Genomic DNA, 18,293 nt, shown 5'->3' with positions numbered 1-18,293 from the left:
CGAGCGCGGTTAGCCCGTGTCCGCACGCACCCGGCCGCGAGGGTCAAGCACCTCGATCAGCTTCGCCGCCTTCCATGTGGCTTCGGCGTACTCGTCGGACACCTCCGACTGCACGGTGATGCCACCGCCGGTGCCTACCGTCCATTGGCCGTCACCCTCCGTTGTAAGACTTCGGATCACGACAGCTAGGTCCGCGCAACCGTTGCTCGAAATCCAGCCGAAGGCGCCCGAGTAGACCCCTCGTGGCGTTGCCTCCACGTCACGGATCACCTCCATCGTGCGTCGCTTCGGTGCACCGGTCATGGAACCGGCGGGGAAAAGCGCGCGGAGCGCAGCCACTGAGCTTACGTCGTCTCGAAGCTGCCCGCGCACTGTGGATACGAGCTGGTGGACCGACACATAGGACTCGACGTTCATCAAACGCGGAACCTCGACGCTGCCCGGCTTGCTGACCATCCCGACGTCGTTGCGGAGGAGATCCACAATCATCAAGTTCTCGGCCCGGAATTTGGCGTCAGTAGCGAGTCGTTGCCGGGACTGCTCGTCGAGCTCAGGTGTGAGACCGCGCGGCGTCGTCCCCTTGATCGGCCTAGTCTCGATCATCCGGTCACTATGGATCGTCGCGTAACGCTCAGGTGAGGAGCTGAGCAGCCAACGGCCTTGATGCTGGAGGAATCCGGCGTACGGTGCGGGGTTCAGCGCCCGCAGGCGGAGGTAGGCGGCGACAGGGTCCATGTCGGACCTCACCACCTGACGGTGCGTCAGGTTGACTTCGTAAGTGTTTCCCGCGTGGAGCTGCTGCTGGACGGCGGCGAAAGCTGCGGCGTATTCGGCCGGTACGGGATGCGGGGAGTTGGGCGGCGCCTTTACCGGCACGGCGTCCTCGTATCCCTGGCCGTGCGTAATGACCTGGGTGTGGCGAGCGCGCATCCAGATTGCGTCCGGCATTCCATTCAGCTCCGTGCTGGCCGGGAGGTCGGGCCTGCTGGCATATCCGAAGTACCCCACCCAGAGGACGTCGGCGGAGTCGTCGGCCATCTCGGACTCGAGCACAGCGAAGATATCGTCCCCGACCACAGCGGAGGTGCCCGCTGATTGACGAGTCACTTCCCGGCGGGCGGCGCAGTAGGACAGCGAGACGTCGTCATCGGTCAGCCAGCCGAGGATCGACCGGTTCCCTGACCATGGGCGTGACGCGCCGCCGTCTAGCCAGAAGCATCGCTCGTGCTCCGCAGCGATCGCCCGGAACAGGGCTACGGGATCGGCACTCGGAGCAAGGTGTTCGGTCGTGGAGACTGTCATCGCGGACACACACTTTCGGTGGCCAGGAAGTTCGCCACGAGCTGGTGGCCGAATTCACTCAGGATCGACTCCGGATGAAACTGCACACCGTGCAGCGGCCGTGTCCGATGGCTGACACCCATCACGACGCGGCCAATGACGGGGTCGCGGCATGTGGCGGTGACCGCTAGGTCTGGGGGAATGCTAGTGGCCGCCAGCGAGTGATAGCGGACGGCCTCGAGCCGCGACGGTATGTCAGCGAACGGGCCGCTGGATTGGTGGTCGACGCGGCAGATCTCGCCGTGGGCTGGTGGTATTCGTTCGACCCGACCGCCGTATGTCGTCACCAGTCCCTGCATACCGAGGCAGATACCCAGCACGGGCACACTCCCCGCACGCAAAACCTCCGTGCCGACGGCGAAGTCAGCCGGGTTGTCCGGATGGCCGGGACCTGCGGACAGGACCACGTGGTCGAAGGACAGCACGTGCTCCGCGGTCGTGCGATCGTGCTGCACCACCTGCGGCAGCACGCCAGTCACTCCAGCGATCAGATGTGCCAGGTTCCACGTGTAGGAGTCGTAGTGGTCGACCAGTACGACACGTGGCGCGCCGGATTCAGCGCCGGTGCAGACCCGGTTCACGGTTACCTCCCGTCCAAGGGTTCCGCATGGCCGTCCGGCGGACCGAACCACCGCCATGCGGGCGGTCGGGAACTCGTCAGAATTCGTCACGCGATTCCTCTTGACGCCACGCTCCCACATTCGGCATTGTTGCCTCTATCGCAACTTCGCGCAAGATACGCAACAGGAGGCTCGTAATGAGCGGACGTCGGACGGTCATCATCGGCGCCGGAGTCGTAGGGGCAGCCATCGCTGACGAGCTGTCAGCCCTAGGCTGGACAGATATCGTCGTCGTCGATCAGGGCGACTTCCCTGCCACGGGTGGGTCCACCTCCCACGCACCGGGCGTTGTATTTCAGGCGAATGGCTCGAAAGCCATGACCGACCTCGCCCGCTATACCGTCGAGAAGTTCGTCGCGCTCGAGCACCAGGGCGAGTCGTGCTTTCTCCAGGTCGGCGGTCTTGAAGTTGCGACGACACCGGAGCGGATGGCGGAAATCCACCGTCGGCACGGCTGGCTGACATCGTGGGGCGTCGAGGCCGAGGTCGTCGACGCGGACCGCTGCGTCGAACTCCACCCACTGCTCGACGGCACGCGGGTGCTTGGCGGCCTCCACTGCCCGACCGATGGCCTGGCCAAAGCCTTGTGGGCGGTCGAGGCTCAGATCGAGCGGGCAATGAGCCGCGGTGTGAGAATGCTGCCGCGCCACGAGGTCCTCGACATCACCGTCGAGAACGGCAAAGTCGTCGGAGTGGTCACCAACCACGGCGAGATCCCGGCCGACGTCGTCGTATGCTGCGCTGGTATCTGGGGCCCTAAAGTCGCCGCCCTGGTCGGCATGAACCTGCCGCTCACACCGCTCGCCCACCAGCTCGCGTGGACCGGGTCAATCCCAGCGCTGGCCGGCCAGACCGACGAAGCAGTGCGTCCCGCGCTGCGCCACCAGGACGCGGACCTCTACTTCCGCGACCGATACGATCAGCTCGCTATCGGCTATTACGGCCACCGACCGATGCCCATCGACGCCAACGGCTTACTTTCGGTCGACGATGCCGCGGTCATGCCCTCGGTGCTCGAATTCACCCCTAGTGATTTCGGGCCGGCCTGGGAGGAAACCCAGGCGCTTCTTCCGTCGACGACTGAGGCGAAGATCGAGGAGGGCATCAACGGAGTGTTCTCCTTCACTCCCGATGGCATGCCGCTGCTCGGCGAGTCGCAGGACGTGTCGGGGTTCTGGGTCGCCGAGGCCGTGTGGGTGACGCACTCTGCGGGCGTCGGCCGTGCGATGGCAGAGTGGCTGGCCAACGGCTACAGCTCAAGCTTCGACCTGCACGAGTGCGAACTGAATCGATTCGAAGACTTTCAGCTATTACCCGAGTTCGTCCTCGAGCGTGACTGCCAGAACTTCGTCGAGGTGTACGACATTCTCCATCCGCTTCAGCCGATGGACTCGCCGCGCGGCATCCGCACGTCACCGTTCTATCCGCGGCAGCAGGAACTCGACGCGTTCTTCCTGCCAGCGACGGGCTGGGAGCGCCCGCATTGGTACAACTCCAACAAGGATCTCCTAGACCGTTTTCAGGTGCCGCAGCCAAATGACTGGGCGGCGCGGTACTGGTCACCCATCGTCGGCGCGGAGGCGCAGGCGACCCGCGACAGTGTCGCGATGTACGACATGACCGCTCTCAAGCGCCTCACCGTGACCGGCTCCGGCGCCACCGCATTCCTGCAGCGACTGACGACCGGCACCATCGACAAGTCCATCGGTTCGGTCACCTACACACTGCTGCTCGATCACGACGGAGGCATCCGCAGCGACGTCACCATCGCGCGCCTCGGCGAGCATCACTACCAGGTCGGCGCCAACGGCGCGCTCGACACCAACTGGTTCCACCGGTTCCTGCCTCAGGACGGGTCGGTCACCGTCACCGATATCACCCCGGGAACCTGCTGTATCGGCCTGTGGGGGCCCAAGGCTCGCGAGGTCCTCAGCCAGCTCACCGATGCGGACCTGACCAACACCGGTCTGAAGTTCTTCCGTGCCGCTCAGATCAACATCGGCAACGTCCCGGTCACCGCGATGCGCCTCTCTTACGTCGGTGAACTCGGGTGGGAGCTCTACACCACGGCCGACCTGGGCCTTCGCCTCTGGGACACCCTCTGGGAGGCGGGTCAGAACCACGGAATCATCGCCGCTGGCCGCGGCGCATTCAACAGTCTCCGCCTCGAAAAGGGCTACCGCTCCTTCGGCACAGACATGACCTTCGAACACGACCCGTACGAGGCCGGCGTGGGCTTTGCGGTGAAGCTCGACAAGGGTGACTTCATCGGCCGTGACGCTTTGCTCCGCCGCAAAGAAAACCAGACTCGCACTCTCGCGTGCTTAACGATCGACAACCACGTCGATGTCGTGGCAGGCAAGGAACCGGTGTTCCTGAATGATCGCCCAGTCGGCTATGTAACCAGCGCTGCCTACGGCTACACCATCAACAAGGGCATCGCCTACGCGTGGCTGCCCACGGAGGCCGCCACACCAGGCACTGAGGTCGAGATCGGCTACTTTGGCCGCCGCATACGTGCCGTCGTCACCGCCGAACCGCTCTTCGATCCAAAGATGACCCGACTCCGTGGCTGATCGTCACGTACCCATGACCAAGCTAGGAGAGCTATGAGCGCCGTGCTTCTCGACGGCAAAGCAACCGCCGAAGCCATCCGGGCGGACTTGCGAGTTCGGGTATCCGCGCTCGCCGAACACGGCCTGCGCCCTGGGCTCGGCACAGTACTGGTCGGCAATGACCCCGGCAGTGCGGCTTACGTCGCGGGCAAGCACCGCGACTGCGCACAGGTGGGTATCGTCTCCCTCCGCGAAGACCTCCCGGCGGATGCCACCCAGGGAGAAGTCCTTGCCGCCGTCGCCAGGATGAACGAGGACCCACGCTGCAATGGGTTCATCGTGCAGCTCCCACTTCCGCAGGCTCTGGACGGCAACGAGGCGCTGCAGCACATTCTCCCCGAAAAGGACGCGGACGGTCTGGCTCCGGTCAGCCTCGGCCGGCTCGTGCTCGGCATACCTGGCTCCCTGCCCTGCACACCACGTGGCATCGTCGAACTCCTCCGACGCTACGGCGTCACCGTTAACGGCGCGAAGGTATGTGTTGTCGGGAGGGGAGTCACCGTCGGCCGGCCACTCGGCCTGCTTCTGACCAGGCGGAGCGAGAACGCCACTGTCACCCTGTGCCACACCGGCACGTCAGACCTGGCCCGCGAGGTCCGTGCTGCTGACATCGTGATCGCTGCCGCCGGCAACGGCCACATGATCACGCCAGAGATGGTGAAGCCGGGGGCTGCTGTGCTCGACGTGGGGATTACGCGCACCGCGGATGGACTAGTAGGCGACGTGCACCCCGACGTCGCACAGGTGGCCGGATTCATTGCACCAATGCCCGGGGGCGTGGGGCCCATGACCCGGGCCATGTTGCTGACAAATGTTGTCGAGTCGGCGGAGCGAGCAGTTGCAGGCGACGTGGCTTGCAGTCGTGTCCTAGTGGACATCCCGTCGTGAAATCAGCCTTTTAGCCGTTCTGTTTTCCTCAGCCATTCATTCTGCAAGGAGCACTAGCATGACCGTCACCGACTCTCCAGCGACCACAGGGGCCCCAGCGACCTCAGCGGCTAAAACCCTCCCGAATAGCCTCCTCCCTACCCTCCCAGGCTCGGCCTACTCGGACAGCGAAATGTTCGCCCGCGAGCAGGCACTTATCTTCGAGCAGCTGTGGTTCTGCGCCGTCCGCTCCGCTGACATTGCCAGGCCGGGCGCCTTTAAGACCGTGCAGGTTGGCCGCGAGAGCATTCTCGTCACGCGCTCGCGAAAAGGTGAGGCGCGCGCCTTCTTCAACATCTGCCGTCACCGGGGCGCGAAGCTCTGCACCGCAGAGTCCGGTGAGGCCAAGCGTTCCTTTCAGTGCCCATATCACGCGTGGACGTACGACTTCGAGGGCAAGCTCATCGCTGCACCTAACCTCACCAGCATGCCCGACATCGACCGCACTGAGTACGGGCTCCGCAAAGTGCATGTGCGCGAGTGGCTCGGATACATTTGGGTGTGCCTCGCGGCGGAAGCGCCCTCATTCGACGACACGGTCATCAATGACGTGCGAACACGCCTCGGCGACGCGGAGTCACTCGAGCACTACGGTGTTGAAAACCTCGAACTGGGCAAGCGCATCACGTATGACGTCAAGGCCAACTGGAAGCTCATCATCGAGAACTTCATGGAGTGCTACCACTGCGCGACCATTCATCCCGAGCTCACCGAAGTACTCCCGGAGTTCGCCGATGGGTTAGCCGCACAGTTCTTCGTCGGCCACGGTGCTCTCTTCGGCGAGGAGGTGAAGGGCTTCACCGTTGACGGCTCTGAGGGGCTGGACCGGATTCCCAATGTGACGGAGGAGCAGGACCGGCGTTACTACGCGGTCACTGTCCGCCCACAGGTCTTCATCAACCTGGTTCCCGATCACGTGATTATTCACCGGATGTTCCCACTGGCGCCCGACCACACGATCGTCGAATGCGACTGGCTGTACCTGCCCGAGGTCGTGGAAAGCGGCAAGGACCTTACGAAGTCTGTCGAACTCTTCCATCGAGTCAACCAGCAAGACTTCGAAGCGTGTGAGCGCTGCCAGGCAGCCACAGATTCGCGGGTTTACGCGGACGGCGGCGTCCTGGTGCCCAGCGAGCACCACATCGCCGAGTTCCACAACTGGGTCCTCGAATCGGTCAAATCCGGGGCCTGATAACGCCGTCACCCCCGAATCCAGCTGCGCGTGTCAAGAAAACCCCCCGGTTTTCGCGGGTTTTCTATGACGCTCGCTGCTGGATTTCGGAGCGGTGGTCGGGAATGTCTACTCATACGCCACGGGATAGTGTTTGATCCCGTTGAGCCAGCCCGAACGCAGCCGCACCGGCGGACCGATCTCGCGGATGTTCGGCATGGCGTCCGCGATCGCCTTGAACATAAGGTCGATCTCTAAGCGAGCGAGGTTGGCTCCGATGCAATAGTGCGTTCCGGTGCCGCCGAAACCCACGTGCGGGTTGGGGTCGCGGAGGATATTGAACTTCTGCGGCTCCTCGAATGCCTCTTCATCGAAGTTTGCTGACGCGTAGAATAGCCCGACGCGCTGGCCCTTTTTAATCGCCTGCCCGCCGAGCTCCGTGTCCTCGGTAGCCGTGCGCTGAAATGCCGTGACCGGGGTTGCCCACCGAACGATCTCGTCCGGTGTGGTGCGCGGCTGCTGTTCCTTGAAGATTTCCCACTGGTCGGGGTGGTCGATGAACGCCTTCATGCCGTGTGTAATCGCATTGCGAGTCGTCTCATTGCCAGCAACTGCAAGAAGGATGACGAAGAAGCCGAACTCTTCTGAGGCGAGCGATTCACCATCAATGTCGGCTGTGACTAATTTGGTGACAATGTCGTCGACCGGACACTTACGGCGGTCTTCGGCCATATTCCAGGCGTAGCCCATGAGTTCCGTGGACGCCGCGAGTGGATCGATATCGTATTCGGGATCGTCGTATCCGATCATCTCGTTGGACCAGTCGAAGATTTTGCGCCGATCTTCTTGCGGAACGCCGAGCAGTTCGGCAATTGCCTGTAACGGCAGCTCGCAGGCGACCTGCTGAACGAAGTCGCCGCTGCCCTCTTTCTTCGCCTCATGCACGATGCGCGCGGCGCGCTCCGTTAGTGCGTCCTGCAGGCCACTAACTGCGCGCGGGGTGAAGCCCTTCGCGATGATGCGGCGCGCCTTCGTGTGCACCGGCGGGTCCATGTTGATAAGGATGACCCGCTGAGCATCGATCTGATCACGTTCAATATCGCCGTTGAAGCGCATGATTGCCGTGTTTTCAGTCGACGAAAAGATCTCGGGCTTCTTCGAGATGTCCTTGACGTCAGCGAGTTTCGACACTACCCAGTAGCCGCCGTCGTCGAATCCGCTCAAGCCCGCAGGTTGGGGATTCCACCACACTGGAGCGGACTTTCTCAGCTCGGCGAACTCCTCGATCGGCACACGCTTCGCCCACAGATCAGGGTCGGTGAAGTCGAATCCTTCGGGTATGCGCGGTTCTCCCACATCTGCCTCCTGGCCGTTCGCCCACAGGTATAACACGTTCTACTATTGATAGGCGATACCCTACTCCGCCTGCACACTAAGATCCATAGCAATTTGCAAGAACCTGTTCTATATTTGGCGAAGCACCACCAAGGAGGCATTTTATGCGACACCCTGTCATCATTGACGCGGTTCGGACCCCGATCGGTAAACGCAACGGCTGGCTCTCCGGTCTGCACCCCGCCGAAATCCTCGGCGCCACCCACACCGCACTGATCGAGCGAAACCAGCTCGATCCGAGCTCGATCGAGCAGGTCATCGGCGGAACAGTCACCCAGGCAGGCGAGCAAGCCGGCAACATCACGCGTACCGCATGGCTCCACGCAGGGCTGCCGCAAAAAACGGGTGCGACCACGATCGACGCTCAATGTGGCTCCGCACAGCAGGCCGCCCACCTTATTTCGGGCCTGATCGCTGCCGGAGCCATCGATGGCGGCATTGCCTGCGGCGTCGAATCGATGAGTCGCATCCCCCTAGGCGCAAACCGTGGCCAGGGCATCGGCACACCACGCCCCGAGTCCTGGGCAATTGATATGCCAAATCAGTTCGCCGCCGCGGAACGCATTGCCAAGCGGCGCGGACTCAGTCGCAGCGAGGTCGACGAGTTCGCCGTCGCGTCCCAGCAGAAGGCGCTGACAGCCTGGGCAGAAGGCCGATTCGAACGCGAAGTCGTTCCCGTCAAAGCTCCGATTTTCAGTGACGGTGCACCCACTGGTGAATCGCAGCTCGTCTCTCGGGACCAAGGGCCGCGCGACAGCACGGCCGAAGGGCTTGCCAAGCTCAAAGCAGTACTCGAAGACGGTGTTCACACCGCAGGCAGTTCGTCACAGATCTCCGACGGCGCCGCCGCAGTTCTCATCATGGAGGAATCGCGAGCCCGCGAGTTGGGGCTGAAACCGCGCGCCCGCATAGTGGCGCAGGCGCTCATCGGCGACGACCCCTACTACCATCTCGACGGCCCCATCGCGGCGACATCGCGCGTGCTGGCCAAGAGCGGAATGTCGATCAAGGACATCGACCTATTCGAAGTGAATGAAGCCTTCGCGTCAGTAGTCATGTCCTGGCAGCAAGTGCATCAGCCCGACCCGGCCAGAGTAAACGTCAACGGTGGCGCCATCGCGCTCGGCCACCCAGTTGGGAGCACCGGTGCCCGCCTGATTACAACTGCACTGCACGAGCTCGAACGCCGCGACGCCAGTACCGCCCTGATCGCCATGTGCTGCGGCGGAGCGATGGCGACAGGTTCGATCATCGAGCGAATTTAGCCCCTCCAGCCACATGTGCCGGGAAACGCACACGTCTTGCCGATGAACGACGGTCGTTTCTCGGCACATGTCACCAAGTTGACACCTCGGTTCGCGAGTTCACGGCAAGAAGCGGTCAATTCGGCGCAGCGCGGAGCCGACGGCTGGGTGGTCGTGCCACCCGCGGGAAAGCACTGCGTCGCGGACGGAGCGCGTCGCCGCACGGACGATGGAGGCCGGGGTCGGGAACGGGCGCTGGCGGTCTGCTAGTTCCTTCGCACGCCGGTGCAAGTGCTGAGCACAGTCCAGGCACACACCGGCCTCCGGCCGTGTTCCGAGGCGAAGGAGGTGTTCTTCGCCCACCTCCCGTCCACAGCACCAGCACTGTGCGGCACTATCTGGATCCAGCGTCATGGGGACATGATCCCTGCTCGCATCGCACGTGGGTGGAGAATGCTCCCGCTCAGCGGGCTATGGCCTAGATCACCATGTCGATATCCCGGTAGCTTCTGGACACTCACCCACCCCGCAGTCAGGAGCAGATCGATGGTGCGACGCACAGAACCGCTGTGGCCATCCTTGGCGACGTTGCCCTGCTGCGGGATGGCGCCGGTGAGACTGAGGCCGCGATTGACCTTCGTACCGGCGCACTTTTGTGGCATCGACCGTTGGTGGTGTGGGTTGACATGATCGCCTTCGATGGCCGGAACGTGCTGTTCGCGGGAAGCGACGCGGTACGAGCGGTGGAGCTGCGGACCGGCAGCACCGCGTGGGAGCTCCGGCACCCTGACGGGGAGACATCGCCCGCGTCAATAGCGGTTACCGACGATGGCTTCGCCCTCATGTCGCCAGGGGCGATGACGGCCTATAACTAGGTCATACATCGGGGGCACCTCACGCATTTCAACCGATCCAATGTCAACGCCTGCCATTACGCGCCGCAGCCCAGCACGTCTCCGCTGTCGCGAGCTCTTTTAATGTGTGCAATTGCCGTCAACACGCTCGCCGCTGTTCAGCACGCAACGCGTACGCGTGAAGATTGTCGGCATGCACTTGTTGCAGTGGATACACAGCGACTGCGCAGCTGGTTCTTCCTTCAGCCGGTTAATTAGGTGCGGTTCCCGCAACAGTGCCCGCGCGATCGCGACGAAGTCAAAACCCTCTGCCATTGCGGTGTCCATCGAGGCGCGGTCGGTGACCCCGCCGAGCAGCACGAGCGGCATCCACACTGCGGCTCTTACCTGCTTGGCCTGCTCAAGCAGGTAAAGATCACGGTACGGGTAGGACTTGAGGAACGCCCGCCCGCCGAGCCGGATCCCAAGCCGAATAGGCTGCGGCATCACAGCCGCGAACTCCGCAACGGGGGCATCTCCGCGGAACAGATACATTGGGTTGAGCAGTGAGCTTCCTGCCGTGAGTTCCAGCGCATCGAGGTGGCCGTCGGCATCGAGCCACTGTGCCACCTCGATCGCTTCATCGAGCCAGAACCCACCCGGCACACCATCGTCCATGCTGAGCTTGGCGAGCACGGCAATGGAGTCCCCGACCGCTATGCGTACCGCTTCGGCGATCTCGCGCGCCAGCCGGGCCCGGTTCGGCAGCGGGCCACCATACTCGTCGCGCCGCCGATTCAGGCGCGGGCTGAGAAACGAACTGACGAAGTAGTTGTGACCGAAGTGGATCTCGACCGCATCAAATCCGGCATCCACCGCGATACGTGCCGCGTGGGCGTGGGCACCGATTATCCTGCGGATGTCAGCGATACTGGCAGCCTGAACGGGGCGCATGCTTAACGGGCTGAACATCCGTGAGGGCGCCAATGCCCGCAGGCGCGTCGACTTTTCGTTCGCGACCGGGCCAGCGTGGCCGATCTGCGCCGAGACCGCCGCACCTTCTTGATGGACCGCATCGGTCAGGCGCTGCAACCCGGGTACCGCTTCGGGCCGCATCCATAATTGGCCGTGCTGGGTTCGGCCCTCGGGGGCGACCGCGCAGTACGCGACGGTAGTCATGCCCACGCCGCCCGCAGCCACGGCGCGATGAAACTCGATGAGATCGTCCGTCACCAGCGCGTGGGGCGTGCGGCCCTCGAACGTCGCGGCTTTGATCACGCGGTTACGCAGCGTGATCGGGCCGAGCCGTGCTGGCGTGAGGACGTCGTTCATCGTTTCACGCGCCGTAAACGGGTTCGGGTTCGGCCGCATCAGCGAGCAACTCTTTCACGACAGGACCTAGTTCCGAAGGTTCCCACCGCTCCCCTTTGTCCCGTGCAGGTCCGTGACGCCAGCCTTGCGCAACCGACACTTTCCCGCCCTCGACCTCGAACACTCGGCCATTGACTTCGACGGATTCGCTACTGCCGAGCCAAACCACCAGGGGTGACACGTTTTCGGGTGCCATCGCGTCGAAACCGTCCTCGGGTCGTGCCATCATGCCGGCGAACGCCTCCTCTGTCATGCGGGTCCGCGCTGCAGGCGCGATCGCATTGACGCGCACACCATAGCGGGCGAACTCAGCTGCGGCGACGAGCGTCAACGCCGCGATGCCCGCCTTCGCGGCGGCGTAGTTGCCTTGCCCGATGCTGCCAAGCAAACCCGCGCCGGAGCTTGTGTTGATGATTCGTGCGTCGCGCTGGCGTCCCGCTTTTGATTCGTGCCGCCAGTACGCAGCAGCGTGCCGCATCGGCGCGAAATGACCTTTCAGATGGACGCGCATCACGGCGTCCCATTCGTCTTCACTGAGGTTGACGAGCATTCGGTCGCGGAGGAATCCCGCATTGTTCACGAGGATATCGAGTCCTCCGAATGTGTCCACAGCTGTCTGGATAAGTCGCCGTGCGCCTTCCCATTCCGCGATGTCATCTGTGTTGGCCACAGCGTTACCACCGCTCGCCCTGATCTCGTCAACAACCTGTTGCGCCGGTGCGGACGACGGGTCCGAACCGTCCGCGGCAACACCGATGTCGTTGACGATTACCTTCGCGCCTTCCGCTGCGAACGCGAGCGCGTGGGCTCGCCCGATGCCCCGTCCCGCGCCTGTCACGATGACGATGCGCCCGTCGGCGATACCGCTCATTGATCTCCTCCGAGGTGTGCGTTTTTTGCGGTGGCTGCGGCGAGGAACGCGGGGCGTTCCCCTCCGCCGTGAACTTCGAGTGCCGCGCCGGTGACGTAAGACGCGAGCGGCGAGGCGAGGAATGCAGCGCACATACCGATCTCTTCCGGAGCCGCGAGCCTCCCCAGTGGCACCGTCGCTCCGACCGCGGCGATCCCGTCATCGTCGCCGTAATGCAGTGCCGAGAGTTCCGTGTGCACCATGCCGACACGCAGCGCGTTGACCCGTACTTTCGGCGCCCATTCGACGGCAAGGCTGCGCGTGAGATTGTCGAGCCCGGCCTTGGCCGCTCCATATGCGGCAGTTCCCGGCGAGGGCCGAGTGCCGCTGACGCTGCAGATATTGACGATGGAGCCGCCCTGCTCCTGCGCCTGCATGTACCTGTTGGCGTGCTGTGCGACGGAGAGGGGTGCCAGCAAGTTCAAACTGACTATTTTCTCGTGGAAGCGTGGTGAAGCATCTGCCGCCAGGGCGTATGGCGCACCGCCGGCATTGTTGACGGCGACATCGATTTTCCCGTGCCGGTCGATAATGCTGTCGACCAGGTCGGCGACAGACTGGTCATCGCGGACGTCACATGGCAGGAACTCTGCGTTGCGCCCCGCCGCGTGGACCGGATCGCCGGGTTCGTTCCGCGCGCAGCACACGACAGTGGCACCGAGCCGCAGAAACGTCCGGGTGATTCCAGCCCCGACTCCCCGAACTCCTCCCGTCACGAGTACGACGGCACCATCGAGGCCGAAGGACGGTGCGGACATAAGGGAACCTCCAAACTCTCGCCTACCGGTTGGACCGGTTCCCTGATACGGTACCAAGCAAGTGTTAGGTTTGGTAGCGGAGGTAAATATGGCAGCAGCCGTCAGTTCGGTCCACACCGGAAAACACATCCGGGTGATAACGATGAACGCCCCACCGGTCAACGCTTTGACGGTGCAGGGATGGTTCGACGTGGCGAACGCGATCACTGCCGCGGGAGACGACCCCGATTGCCATGTGGTTGTTTTGCGTGCAGACGGGCGTGGCTTCAACGCCGGGGTCGACATCAAAGAGATCGAGCGCAGCGAAGGGTACTCAGCACTCATCGGAGCAAACCAGGGTTGCGCCGCCGCGTTCGCCGCGGTCTATGACTGCAAAGTGCCTGTGATCGCGGCCGTGAACGGTTACTGCCTCGGTGGTGGTATCGGGCTTGTCGGCAACGCCGATATCGTCATCGCGTCTGACGACGCGACGTTCGGCCTGCCTGAGGTCGACCGCGGCGCCCTCGGGGCAGCCACCCACCTGGCCCGCTTAGTCCCGCAACATTTGATGCGCGCCCTGTACTACACCGCGAGCACCATTACCGCACAGCAACTTCTGCACCACGGATCCGTTTACCGCGTCGTCCCGCGCGACGAGCTCGACGAAGCGGCCCTCGAGGTTGCTCGTGCTATCGCGGCCAAAGACACCCGAGTGATCCGCAAAGCAAAGGAAGCCATCAACGGGATTGACCCGCAGCCCGTCCACCGCAGCTACCGATACGAACAGGGATTCACGTTCGAACTAAACCTCGCCGGCGTATCAGACGGTGCGCGACAAGAATTTCTCGCACGATCAGGTGGGCATTCCAACGGGGGCAGCACACATGGCTGACAAGCGCATGACGCTCGAACAGGTCGTCGGCGAGCTTGAAGACGGAATGACGATCGGAATCGGGGGGTGGGGATCGCGCCGCAAGCCGATGGCGCTGGTGCGGGCAATCCTACGATCTGACCTGAAGGATCTCACCATTGTTTCCTACGGCGGACCTGATGTCGGTCTTCTTGCCGCCGCAGGACGAATACGAACGCTCGTGTTCGGGTTCGTCACTCTCGACTCGCTCCCGCTGGATCCGTACTTCTGCCGCGCTCGGCAGGACGGACAACTGACGGTTGCCGAGTACGACGAGGGAATGTTCGCTGCCGGACTGTCAGCGGCAGCAAAGCGACTGCCCTTCTTACCAATTCGTGCTGGTTTGGGCTCAAGCGTGGTCACAACAAATCCTGATCTCAAAACTGTTCGCTCGCCCTATACCGACGAGGAACTCATCGCGATGCCCGCGCTGCGACTCGATGTTGCGCTCGTACACATGAACCGCGCGGACATGCACGGCAACGCTCAATATCTTGGCCCAGACCCGTATTTCGACGATGACTTCGCGCTTGCCGCGGATCGATGCTTCGTGTCAGCCGAGAAGGTCATCCCGACAGACGAACTCACGCGGGGCAAACCAGTCCAGACACTGTTGCTGAACCGCAGCGCCGTGACCGGTGTCGTCGAAGCACCAAACGGCGCCCACTTCACCTCTTGCTACCCCGATTACGGTCGCCACGAAAAGTTCCAGCGCCTTTACGCCGAAAGCGCGAAGACGGCAGACGGGTGGCGCAACTTCTACGACCGCTTTCTCGCTGGTGACGAAGCCAGCTACCAGGCCGAGGTTGTGAAACTCAGAGAGGAAGCCGCATGAGTGATGCCACGCGCGCTGAGGTCGCCATCGTCGCATGCGCTGAGCTTTTCCGCGGCGACGGCGAAATCGTCGCCAGCCCCATGGGTTTGATCCCACAGTTCGGGGCGAAGCTGGCGCGACAGACCTTCGAGCCTGATCTGCTGCTCTCCGATGGAGAAGCGTTCCTCCTCACACCGCAATCGGACACCGCGGGAAACGACAAGATCATCGAGGGGTGGCAGCCCTTCAAGAAGATGCTTGACGTCATCGTTCCGCATGGCACACGACACGTCGTGATGGGAGCGAGCCAGATCGATCGGTTCGGGAACCAGAACATCTCCGCAATCGGTGACCATTCCCGGCCAACCCGGCAACTGCTCGGGGTCCGCGGCGCGCCCGGCAACACCGTCAACCATCGGACGAGTTACTGGGTGCCGCGCCACTCCACACGCGTCTTCGTGGACACCGTGGACGTGGTCTCCGGCGTCGGATACGACAACGCGCAAAAAGCTGGGCCCGCCGCCTCAAAGTTCCACGACGTGCACCGTGTCGTCACCAACCTCGGTGTCTTTGACTTCGCGTCGCCCGACCATTCCATGCGCATCGTGTCCCTCCATCCAGGGGTCACGCTCCAGGACGTCACGGAAAACACGGCGTTCGCGGTAGACGATTCTGACGTCACCGAGACCCGCACACCGACGATCGAAGAACTGCACCTCATCCGTGACGTCCTCGATCCGAAATGCCTGCGTGACAGAGAGGTTCGGCTATGACCCTGAATACGGCCCTCACCGACCTGGTGGGTGTCCGCCATCCGATAGTGCAGACCGGCATGGGCTGGGTGGCTGGACCCCGGCTCGTCACCGCAACCGCACAGGCCGGGGCGCTCGGCATCCTCGCGTCAGCAACGATGACGTACGACGAGCTCGCGCAGGCGATCCGCGAAACGAAAAGCCGCACCGACGCACCGTTCGGGGTGAACCTGCGTGCCGACGCGGAGGACGCGCAACAGCGGGTCGATCTGCTCATCCGCGAGGGGGTGCGCGTCGCATCGTTCGCGCTCGCCCCCAATAAGGACATGATCGGGAAACTCAAAGACGCAGGCATCATCGTCATCCCATCCGTCGGTGCGGCCCGCCACGCCGAGAAGGTCGCAAGCTGGGGCGCTGACGCTGTGCTCGTACAGGGCGGCGAAGGTGGCGGTCACACCGGCGGCGTCGCCACCACTCTCCTGCTTCCATCTGTGCTGAGCGCGGTCGATATCCCCGTCATCGCGGCCGGCGGGTTCTTCGATGGCCGGGGGCTCGCCGCAGCACTCGCGTACGGCGCCGCCGGGATCGGCATGGGTACACGCTTCCTGCTGACGCAAGAGAGCACTGTGCCCGAACAGGTAAAGCGCGAGTACCTCGCACGCGGCCTGAACGACACGGTCGTCACCCGCCGGGTAGACGGTATGCCGCACCGGGTGCTGCGCACATCGCTCGTCGAGCACCTTGAACAGTCCGGGCCGGTGCGAGGCCTTGCGCACGCCGCCCGCAACACGAAGCGGTTCCAGAAACTCACCGGCGTCTCCTGGCGCGGACTCATCCGCGAGGGACTAGCCACTAAACGCGGCAACGACATGACGTGGTCGCAGCTGATGATGGCGGCAAATACACCGATGCTGCTGCGCGCGGGCCTCGTCGAGGGTAATACCGAGGCGGGTGTTCTCGCCTCCGGTCAAGTGGTCGGCATGCTCGATGACCTGCCCTCCGTGGCCGACCTGATCGAACGAATCATCACCGACGCCGAGGTCCGATTCGCGGAACTCAGCAAACTCACGGAAGGATGACACATGGCTACACCTGAACAGATTCGCGAAGTGGTCGCACAGTACGCGAAACGAGTCGCGGCAGGGTCGGCATCGGAGATCGCGGACCTCTACACACCGGACGCGATCGTCGAAGACCCCGTAGGCACACCGCCACATGAAGGCCGGGCGGCTATCGAGAGTTTCTACGGCGCTCTCAGCCAGGCCGAGATCACCACTGAACTGCAGGGTGTGCGCGTCGCCGGAAACAGCGCAGCATTCGGGCTGAAGGTGATTGCGAAAACCGGCGATCAGACGATCACCGTCGAGCCCATCGACGTCATGACGTTCGGCGACGACGGGAAGATCACCAGCATGCGGGCGTTCTGGTCGCAGGACGACATGACGGTGGAGTGACTGGTCACCTCCGGTCACCTATATGCGTGACGGGGCAGCTGTCGATTCCCGGACGGCCAGCTCGGTCCTGACCATCACCGCAGGCTTCACCGACTTCCGGGCCATCAGGTCAATAGTCATCTGCGCAGCTACCTGCGCCTGCTCAGTGACGTGTTGATCAATCGTGGTGATCCCGAAGACCTTCGCGATCGGATGCCCGTCAAAGCTTGCCAGGGACATCTCGTCAGGGACGTGGACCCCGCTTCGTTGAAGCTCACGGAGCGCCCCGAGCGCCATCTCGTCGGAGTAGGTGACGACAGCGGTTGGCGGCTCCGCAAGTCTGAGAAGTCGGCTAACGCCTTCGCATCCGGCCTCGATTCCATAGGGGAGCCGAACGACGTATTCCGGGCGAGCCTCAAGGCCCGCCGCGGCAAGGCTGTCCGTGTAGCCCTGCAGGCGATCAGCCGTTGAGGACCAGTACAGCGAGGAGGGCTCGTCCACCGTGATCATCGCGATCCGTTCATGTCCAAGGCTGATCAGATGGCTGACCGCCGTTCGCGCGGCTGCCTGGTCGTCGATTTTCACGTAGGGGTAATGCTGGATCTGGCCGCCAGCCACGACGACATGCACATTGAGATCTGCGAGCCTCTCCGCCTCGCGTTCGTCCAGCGGCAGCGCAATCAACAGGACCGCGTCGACCTTCCGCCGGGCGGGCAGCTCGGTGAAGAAACGGGCCCGTAACTCCGGGTGCTCAACCTGGTAAATGAGGACATCTATGGCCTCCGCGCGCAATTCGCTCTCGATAGTCTCGAGCATTGACCCGTGGAACCAGCGGGTGACCCTCGGCACTAGGACCGCCACTCTCCGTGTGGTTCCGCGCGCGAGCCCGGACGCCTCGGGTGATACGACGTACGAGAGGCGCTCCGCTTCGCGGCGTACACGCTCCCGAGTGGCAGCGCCGACGCCTGGCGCGTTGCTGAGTACCCGCGACACCGTTGCCAGTGAGACGCCAGCTGCGCGGGCAACCTCGGCCATTGTCACCTCATGAGACTTTGGCATCGGATTTTTCTCCGTTCCACCCTTGACAGCGGCTGTGGTGTCGAAGATATAGTAGCGCAAACGTTTGCGGAAAACGCTTGCGTGGTCTAGCTCACATATATGAACAGTTCTCACGAGAGCCGTCCGGCCTGCGGCCGGAGCACCCAGTCTTGCCCGAATAG

At 63.2% G+C, this 18,293-nt stretch carries 18 protein-coding genes; 10 read left to right on the top strand and 8 right to left on the bottom strand.

Annotated elements, in window-relative coordinates; all coding sequences use genetic code 11:
* Nucleotides 1–9 precede the first annotated feature (9 nt).
* Both AS9A_RS04700 and AS9A_RS04695 read right to left on the bottom strand, forming a co-directional pair.
* Complete coding sequence (locus tag AS9A_RS04700) at nt 10–1,302, bottom strand: anthranilate synthase component I family protein (RefSeq protein ID WP_041451519.1); 1,293 nt, start codon at nt 1,300–1,302, stop codon at nt 10–12.
* Nucleotides 1,299–2,012 (bottom strand): anthranilate synthase component II, encoded by a 714-nt coding sequence (locus AS9A_RS04695; RefSeq protein ID WP_202798186.1) that lies wholly within the window; start codon nt 2,010–2,012, stop codon nt 1,299–1,301. Before AS9A_RS04695 ends, AS9A_RS04700 begins: the two co-directional genes overlap by 4 nt.
* 86 nt (nt 2,013–2,098) lie before the next feature.
* Between AS9A_RS04695 and AS9A_RS04690 the strand changes: the two genes are divergently transcribed.
* The 3 genes from AS9A_RS04690 to AS9A_RS04680 are packed head-to-tail and all read left to right on the top strand — an operon-like array spanning nt 2,099 to nt 6,695.
* The gene (locus AS9A_RS04690; protein ID WP_013805769.1) at nt 2,099–4,537 is read left to right on the top strand and encodes a GcvT family protein; all 2,439 of its coding nucleotides are present in this window, start codon (nt 2,099–2,101) and stop codon (nt 4,535–4,537) included.
* Nucleotides 4,538–4,570: 33 nt separating this feature from the next.
* Nucleotides 4,571–5,464, top strand: a complete 894-nt coding sequence (locus AS9A_RS04685; protein WP_013805768.1) for a bifunctional methylenetetrahydrofolate dehydrogenase/methenyltetrahydrofolate cyclohydrolase — start codon at nt 4,571–4,573, stop codon at nt 5,462–5,464.
* Between the two features lie 58 nt (nt 5,465–5,522).
* Entirely contained in the window at nt 5,523–6,695 is a 1,173-nt protein-coding gene (locus AS9A_RS04680; protein ID WP_013805767.1) for an aromatic ring-hydroxylating oxygenase subunit alpha, read from the top strand.
* Between the two features lie 108 nt (nt 6,696–6,803).
* On the opposite strand, the gene AS9A_RS04675 is transcribed toward AS9A_RS04680, so the two are convergent.
* Nucleotides 6,804–8,030 carry a cytochrome P450 gene (locus AS9A_RS04675; RefSeq protein ID WP_013805766.1) on the bottom strand — a complete coding sequence of 409 codons (1,227 nt, stop codon included), beginning with the start codon at nt 8,028–8,030 and terminating at the stop codon, nt 6,804–6,806.
* A 143-nt stretch (nt 8,031–8,173) separates the two neighbouring features.
* Between AS9A_RS04675 and AS9A_RS04670 the strand changes: the two genes are divergently transcribed.
* Complete coding sequence (locus AS9A_RS04670) at nt 8,174–9,334, top strand: steroid 3-ketoacyl-CoA thiolase (protein ID WP_013805765.1); 1,161 nt, start codon at nt 8,174–8,176, stop codon at nt 9,332–9,334.
* Nucleotides 9,335–9,433: 99 nt separating this feature from the next.
* On the opposite strand, the gene AS9A_RS04665 is transcribed toward AS9A_RS04670, so the two are convergent.
* Nucleotides 9,434–9,727 carry a hypothetical protein gene (locus tag AS9A_RS04665; RefSeq protein ID WP_041450870.1) on the bottom strand — a complete coding sequence of 98 codons (294 nt, stop codon included), beginning with the start codon at nt 9,725–9,727 and terminating at the stop codon, nt 9,434–9,436.
* Between the two features lie 155 nt (nt 9,728–9,882).
* Between AS9A_RS04665 and AS9A_RS04660 the strand changes: the two genes are divergently transcribed.
* A complete protein-coding gene (locus tag AS9A_RS04660; protein WP_013805763.1) occupies nt 9,883–10,188 on the top strand; it encodes a PQQ-binding-like beta-propeller repeat protein in 306 nt (101 codons plus the stop codon).
* A 99-nt stretch (nt 10,189–10,287) separates the two neighbouring features.
* Here the strand turns inward: AS9A_RS04660 and AS9A_RS04655 are convergent, their stop codons facing one another.
* Genes AS9A_RS04655 through AS9A_RS04645 form a run of 3 tightly spaced genes read right to left on the bottom strand, consistent with a single transcriptional unit; the run spans nt 10,288 to nt 13,185 of the window.
* The gene (locus AS9A_RS04655) at nt 10,288–11,517 is read right to left on the bottom strand and encodes an NADH:flavin oxidoreductase (RefSeq protein WP_272942027.1); all 1,230 of its coding nucleotides are present in this window, start codon (nt 11,515–11,517) and stop codon (nt 10,288–10,290) included.
* The gene (locus AS9A_RS04650) at nt 11,483–12,388 is read right to left on the bottom strand and encodes an SDR family oxidoreductase (protein ID WP_013805761.1); all 906 of its coding nucleotides are present in this window, start codon (nt 12,386–12,388) and stop codon (nt 11,483–11,485) included. The genes AS9A_RS04655 and AS9A_RS04650 overlap by 35 nt, the downstream gene beginning before the upstream one ends.
* Nucleotides 12,385–13,185 (bottom strand): SDR family oxidoreductase, encoded by an 801-nt coding sequence (locus tag AS9A_RS04645; RefSeq protein ID WP_013805760.1) that lies wholly within the window; start codon nt 13,183–13,185, stop codon nt 12,385–12,387. The genes AS9A_RS04650 and AS9A_RS04645 overlap by 4 nt, the downstream gene beginning before the upstream one ends.
* A gap of 88 nt (nt 13,186–13,273) precedes the next feature.
* Between AS9A_RS04645 and AS9A_RS04640 the strand changes: the two genes are divergently transcribed.
* From AS9A_RS04640 to AS9A_RS04620, 5 genes are read left to right on the top strand one after another with little or no spacing between them, the layout of a single operon-like run.
* Nucleotides 13,274–14,056: an enoyl-CoA hydratase family protein gene (locus AS9A_RS04640; protein WP_013805759.1), complete on the top strand. Its 783-nt coding sequence runs from the start codon at nt 13,274–13,276 to the stop codon at nt 14,054–14,056.
* A complete protein-coding gene (locus AS9A_RS04635; RefSeq protein ID WP_013805758.1) occupies nt 14,049–14,909 on the top strand; it encodes a CoA transferase subunit A in 861 nt (286 codons plus the stop codon). The genes AS9A_RS04640 and AS9A_RS04635 overlap by 8 nt, the downstream gene beginning before the upstream one ends.
* Nucleotides 14,906–15,661, top strand: coding sequence for a CoA-transferase subunit beta (locus tag AS9A_RS04630; RefSeq protein WP_013805757.1), 756 nt, complete (start codon nt 14,906–14,908; stop codon nt 15,659–15,661). The genes AS9A_RS04635 and AS9A_RS04630 overlap by 4 nt, the downstream gene beginning before the upstream one ends.
* Complete coding sequence (locus AS9A_RS04625) at nt 15,658–16,719, top strand: NAD(P)H-dependent flavin oxidoreductase (protein WP_013805756.1); 1,062 nt, start codon at nt 15,658–15,660, stop codon at nt 16,717–16,719. Before AS9A_RS04630 ends, AS9A_RS04625 begins: the two co-directional genes overlap by 4 nt.
* Nucleotides 16,720–16,722: 3 nt before the next feature.
* Complete coding sequence (locus AS9A_RS04620; protein WP_013805755.1) at nt 16,723–17,094, top strand: nuclear transport factor 2 family protein; 372 nt, start codon at nt 16,723–16,725, stop codon at nt 17,092–17,094.
* A gap of 18 nt (nt 17,095–17,112) precedes the next feature.
* Here AS9A_RS04620 and AS9A_RS04615 read toward each other — a convergent pair whose 3' ends face one another.
* Nucleotides 17,113–18,132 carry a LacI family DNA-binding transcriptional regulator gene (locus AS9A_RS04615; protein WP_041450869.1) on the bottom strand — a complete coding sequence of 340 codons (1,020 nt, stop codon included), beginning with the start codon at nt 18,130–18,132 and terminating at the stop codon, nt 17,113–17,115.
* Nucleotides 18,133–18,293 lie beyond the last annotated feature (161 nt).

This window comes from Hoyosella subflava DQS3-9A1, assembly GCF_000214175.1.
In the GTDB taxonomy this organism is placed as follows: Bacteria; Actinomycetota; Actinomycetes; order Mycobacteriales; family Mycobacteriaceae; genus Hoyosella; species Hoyosella subflava.
This window is presented reverse-complemented; position numbering and strand designations above follow the sequence as displayed.